At 62.2% G+C, this 5,226-nt stretch carries 6 protein-coding genes and 1 riboswitch; of the genes, 3 read left to right on the forward strand and 3 right to left on the reverse strand.

Annotation, left to right across the window (positions count from 1 at the left end):
* The first annotated feature begins 6 nt into the window (after positions 1-6).
* The 3 genes from AC0AP0_RS08515 to AC0AP0_RS08525 all read left to right on the forward strand — a co-directional run bounded on the left by AC0AP0_RS08515 (position 7) and on the right by AC0AP0_RS08525 (position 2,360).
* Positions 7-1,335, forward strand: coding sequence for an ABC transporter ATP-binding protein (locus AC0AP0_RS08515; protein ID WP_490430159.1), 1,329 nt, complete (start codon positions 7-9; stop codon positions 1,333-1,335).
* Between the two features lie 47 nt (positions 1,336-1,382).
* Positions 1,383-1,455: riboswitch (Fluoride riboswitch) on the forward strand.
* A 90-nt stretch (positions 1,456-1,545) separates the two neighbouring features.
* Positions 1,546-1,983, forward strand: a complete 438-nt coding sequence (locus AC0AP0_RS08520) for a FluC/FEX family fluoride channel (RefSeq protein ID WP_490430155.1) — start codon at positions 1,546-1,548, stop codon at positions 1,981-1,983.
* Complete coding sequence (locus AC0AP0_RS08525; protein ID WP_490430156.1) at positions 1,980-2,360, forward strand: fluoride efflux transporter FluC; 381 nt, start codon at positions 1,980-1,982, stop codon at positions 2,358-2,360. The genes AC0AP0_RS08520 and AC0AP0_RS08525 overlap by 4 nt, the downstream gene beginning before the upstream one ends.
* A 32-nt stretch (positions 2,361-2,392) precedes the next feature.
* On the opposite strand, the gene AC0AP0_RS08530 is transcribed toward AC0AP0_RS08525, so the two are convergent.
* The 3 genes from AC0AP0_RS08530 to AC0AP0_RS08540 form a co-directional block, all read right to left on the reverse strand.
* A complete protein-coding gene (locus AC0AP0_RS08530; protein WP_198219181.1) occupies positions 2,393-3,400 on the reverse strand; it encodes a bile acid:sodium symporter family protein in 1,008 nt (335 codons plus the stop codon).
* Between the two features lie 122 nt (positions 3,401-3,522).
* Positions 3,523-4,323 carry a L,D-transpeptidase gene (locus tag AC0AP0_RS08535; protein ID WP_490430157.1) on the reverse strand — a complete coding sequence of 267 codons (801 nt, stop codon included), beginning with the start codon at positions 4,321-4,323 and terminating at the stop codon, positions 3,523-3,525.
* Positions 4,324-4,377: 54 nt separating this feature from the next.
* On the reverse strand, positions 4,378-5,226 hold an 849-nt coding region (locus tag AC0AP0_RS08540; protein WP_490430158.1), incomplete at its 5' end, for an alpha/beta fold hydrolase.

The raw sequence follows: 5,226 nt of genomic DNA on the forward strand, positions 1-5,226 counted from the left end.
AACGGGATCATCACGGCCGAGCACGTGACCAAGACCTACCAGTCTGACAAGGGCGCGGAGCTGACCGTCCTGGACAATATTGACTTCACCCTGCACGAGGGCGAGGTGGTGGCCATCCTGGGCCGCTCAGGCGCCGGCAAGTCCACCCTGCTGCGCATCCTCGCCGGTCTGGTTCCAGCCAGCAAGGGCAGCGTCGAATACCGGGGCAAGCAGCTGGACGGGCCCAACCCCGGCGTGGCCCTAGTCTTCCAGAGCTTCGCCCTGATGCCCTGGCTGACTGTCAAAGACAACGTCGAATTGGGCCTGCAGGCCCGGGGCGTGCCCAAGAAGGAACGCGAGAAACTCTCCCTGGCTGCCATCGATGCCATAGGCCTGGACGGCTTCGAAAGCGCCTACCCCAAGGAGCTCTCCGGCGGCATGCGCCAGCGCGTGGGCATCGCCCGGGCCCTGGTTCTGAAGCCGGACGCCCTCTTCATGGACGAGCCCTTCTCGGCCTTGGACGTGCTGACCGCCGAAAACCTTCGCCAGGAGGTCCTCAAGGTCTGGTCCGAGGAGGCTGGCAGCGTCAAATCGGTCCTGATCGTCACCCACAACATTGAAGAGGCCGTGGAAATGGCCGACCGGGTCCTGGTCCTGGACTCGCATCCCGGCCGAGTCATCGCCAACGTGCCCATCAACCTGGACAGGCCTCGGGACAAGCAGTCCGACCTCTTCCAGTCCTGCGTGGACTACCTCTACTCCATCCTGACCGGCCAACGCGACAGTGAGGACATCCGCCGCCGTCTGCAGACCAAGGTGCGCAACCGTCAGGCCGTGCGGGACTCGGTGCGGGACGAGGAGACCGCCGAGCGCAACCTGCCCGACGCAACCCCCGGCGGCCTGGCCGGTCTGGCCGATGTCATGGTCAACCAGCCCAACGGCATGGACCTGGCCGACCTGGCCGCCAAGCTCTCCTTCGAAGTGGACGACCTCTTCCCCCTGATCGACGCCGGGCTCATGCTGGGCATCTTCCAGGCGGACAACGGACATGTCAGGCTGACCGACCAGGGCCGAGCCTGGCACGACGCGGACATTCTGGAGAGCAAGAAGATGTTCTCACAGATGCTGATGGACCACGTCCCGCTGATCCGCATCATCGACCGGGCTCTGAAGAACAGCGACGACAAGAGCCTGCATGGCTCCCTGATCCTGGACCTGCTGAGGGCCCACCACTCGGACAAGGAGGCCGTCCAGCAGTTTGACACCGCCATCACCTGGGGCCGCTACGGCGAGCTCTTCGACTACGACGCCGACGACGACCGGCTGACCCTGGATCCGGAGAACCACACCGAGTGAGCTGTTGCGGCAGCCACGTCAGTTACGGTCCACTTCCACTCATAGAATGGGCTCCGGGCGATGGAACCCGCCCGGAGCTTGAGCCCCGAACCGCAAACTGCTGATAGTTCCTGCACCACGATTCGACGATCCCGTCTACGGGCCGGGTGCAGGTGCATGCCATTCAGCCCGTCCCTGCGGACGCTGATCCGTCGGGAACCGAGGCCTTCAATGACCAAACCCCTTACCAGACCTGACATGGCCACAGCTGTGGCGGTGATTCTAGGTGGAGCCCTAGGCACCGGATGCCGGTATTCCCTGAGCCTGCTGCCAGGCCAGACCGGACCGTTGCATGCGGGAACCTTCCTGGCCAACCTGATCGCCTGTGCAGGCTACGCCCTGCTGACCGCCTTCCTGGCCGGGCTACCCAAAAGCGCACACGCACGCCGAAGGCAGCTGACCAACAAGGGCCTGGGCATGGGCCTGTGCGGAGGGCTGTCGACCATGTCAACGCTCTCGCTGGAATTGGTCCAAGGCCTGTCGGGCGGTCACATCCAGGCAACCCTTGCCTACCTGCTGGTCTCCTTTGCCGGAGGCCTGATGGTCTCTTGGGTCATGGCAGCGCTGGGAGCGCGTCTGGCCGCGCACATCCAGGCGGGTGCGCGATGACCATTGCATTCACTTTGCTGATTTGCCTGTGCGGCGGCCTGGGGGCCGGACTGCGCTACCTGCTGGATACCCTGGTCAAGGCCCGCTGGCAGGTGGATCTGCCCCTGTCGACCATGATCATCAACCTGCTGGCCGGATTGGCCGCAGGGTTGGTGGCCGCCCTGGCCACATTCCACGGACTGCCTAACTGGGGACGGCTGCTGCTGGCCACAGGACTGCTAGGTGGCTTCTCCACCTTCTCGACAGCGGTCAACGAAGTGTTGGCCCTGGCCCGGCAGAGACGGCACCTGGCAGCCCTGGGCTATCTATCGGCATCTATCTTCCTGCCGCCTCTGTTGACGACCCTGGGCTTCCTGCTGGCCGGACCGGACATGTAGCAGGTCGAGCCAGCAATCAAGGCGTTCCGGAATCAGGCGCGAGCCGGCTCAGGACGACCCTGGGCGGAGTCGGCGGCAATCCCGAGACGGTCGTCATGCCGACGCCACCAGGCGGACAGGACCGAGCCGGAGATGTTGTGCCAGACGCTGAAGAAGGTGGAAGGAATGGCCACGATCGGGTCGGCTGCGAAGGCCTGCAGGGCCAGGGTCGCACCCAGTCCCGAATCCTGCATGCCCACCTCGAAGGTGATGGCCTTCTGCTGGGCGTAGCGGAAGCCTTTGGGGTAAATCCGGTACATGAGTCGGCTGAAGAGGAAACCCAGCCCGTACCCGCACAGGTTGTGGAGCATGACCACCGGCAGAACCAAGGCGGTGGCAGCGGTGAAGAGCTTGGCGTGGTTGACCGAGACCACCACACCAATGATGACCAGAATGGCAATCTGCGAGACTGCCGGCAGGGCTACGGTCACCTTCTGCACCTTCTCCTTGAAGATGGCGTGGACGGCCAGGCCCAGGGCGATGGGGATCAGCACCACCTCAAGTGCGGTCAGGAAGAGCTGCTTGGTGGGGATGGCCACATACTGGCTGGCCAGCAGGTTCATCAGCATGGGGATCATGAAGGGCGCACACAGTGTGGAAAGCAAGCCTATGGACACGTCCAGGGCAACGTCGCCACGCGACAGGTAAGACATGACGTTGGATGAGGTTCCCGAGGGGCAGCAGCCCACCAGGATGACACCCACGGCAATCATGCCGTCCAGCCGGAAGATGCGGCAGAGCAGCACGGCCAGCAGAGGCATGATCAGGTAATGAGCTATGGTGCCGACGATGACCATGAGCGGCATCTTGACGATTCGCTTGAAATCGTCCAGGCTCAGGGTCAACCCCATGCCAAAGAGAATAATGCTCAGGAAGTAGTTGGTGTAGCTGCGGGCCCAAATGCTAATCTGCGGGACAAAGAAGTTGATGGCGGCCCAAACTAGGACCACCAGTATGAACCACTTAGTCAACCAGTCACTGAACCGCTGCACCTTTTGCATGATTCCTGACCACTTCCTCTCGATAGTTCTCTCTGTGGTAGAGCAAAGTTAGAAAACCGAGAGCAGGCACGACGGCGAACGGTCACATTTTGGACGCGACTATCCCGGCTTACAAGAAGAATTCAGTTGACCAGGACGGGGGTGCCGGTGGGCACGGACTGCATGATCCATCGAGCGTCGGACACTGTCAGTCGGATGCAGCCGTGGGAACCAGGGCGGATGCCCAGCATATCGGCCTCTTCCTTGATGTAGCTGCCCTTGGAATCAGTGGGGACCGAGTGGAAGAGGAAGACTCCATGGTTCAGAAAACTGGTGTAGTAGCGGGCGCCCATCCCTTCGCTGGAGTTGTAGAAGTGGTCGCCGCGCTCGGCCTGGATGCGGAAACTGCCCCTGGGCGTGGAGTCATCCATGCCCGTCGATGCATACATGGTGTAGAGCAGTTGAGACCCGTCACGCACGTAGACCCGCTGGTCCTGAAGGCTTACCTCCAGGGAGAGGCCGGGGTGGGCCGCAGGATCCGGGTAATCGACCTGCTGCGAAGGCTTAAGCCAATCAACAGGATGGGTGGAAGAACCATCAGGATCTGCTTTCTTAGCCTTTGTCTGATACTTCGTCTGATCACTTGTGGCTGATGAGGAGGACTCGGATTTGCTTGGACGGTGCACCTTGGGGAATCGTCTAACCGAAACAGTAGATGCGCCAAAAGCGCTGGCACCTGCGGATCGTTCCGCATGAGCCGGATCCACCGGCTGGAGCAGGTTGACGATCATGACTGTCAGCAACAGCGTCAGCAGGGCGGTTGTCACTACCACAGGCTTGCGGTGGACAGGGTCCAGCAGCCAACGGAGCATGGCAAGCACACGCCGCTTAAGGCGTTTGCTATCCAATCCCCAGACAGCCATGTCCTTCCCCTTCATCGCCATTGAATGAACCTGTATGCACAGTTCATTTTAGTAACAAAAGACACTAGGACGGACTCAGCCTTTCAACACCTGCCTGGCCCAGTCCTCCAGTAGGTCGCAGACCAGGGTAGTCTGTTCGATCTGCACATTGTGACCGGCCCGGTCCAGCACCGAGTAGGAGGCACGGGGGAAACGACAGGCCAGGTCGAACTGGTCCAGGTAGCCTACACGGTCGTCCTGGCGGCCGCAGACGAAGAGCACAGGGGCGATGAATCCGGACCAGACCTGGTCGAAGTCCATATCCAGCTGGTAGTGCCCCTCCATTCGAGCCATCGTATCGGCATCGGCCGAACGAATGCCGGGCATGATGGTGTGTTGGTAGGCCTCAAGATGCTCCCGGGACTCCACCACGGCCATCTGCCGGTAGGCATGTCTGGTGAACTCGTCCACATCGGCCAGGCTCTGATCTTCCCGGACCAATACCTGACGCGGGGGCAGGCGCCTGTGGGCGGTCACAGGGTCAACCACCGAGGAGAGCAGGGCCATCCCCCGGCAGCGGTCCAACCGACCGGCCGCGGCGTGGCGGCTGAGCAGCCCGCCCAGGGAGTTGCCCACCAGAGCGAAGGGGCCACCACCGCTGAAAATGTCCACCTGGTCATCCAGCCACCGGGCCAGACCGTCCAGATCGAGGATGGACGGGTCAGGCGGTGTGCGGCCGAAGCCGGGCTGGTCCAGGTAGATCCGTTCGAAGCCGCCGACCCGCTCAAAGACGGGTTCCAGGTCATCGAAGATATGATGATCCACACCAGACCCGTGCACGAAGATCAGGGGCAGCCCATGACCCCGACGAATGGCGAACCCGGGCCTGGTGCTCACTTCTTGGCACCGGAGGGGATGCCGGTCTTGAACTCCACGATGTCGCCG

This window comes from Bifidobacterium sp. POST2/T3 (B1) (assembly GCF_058197115.1).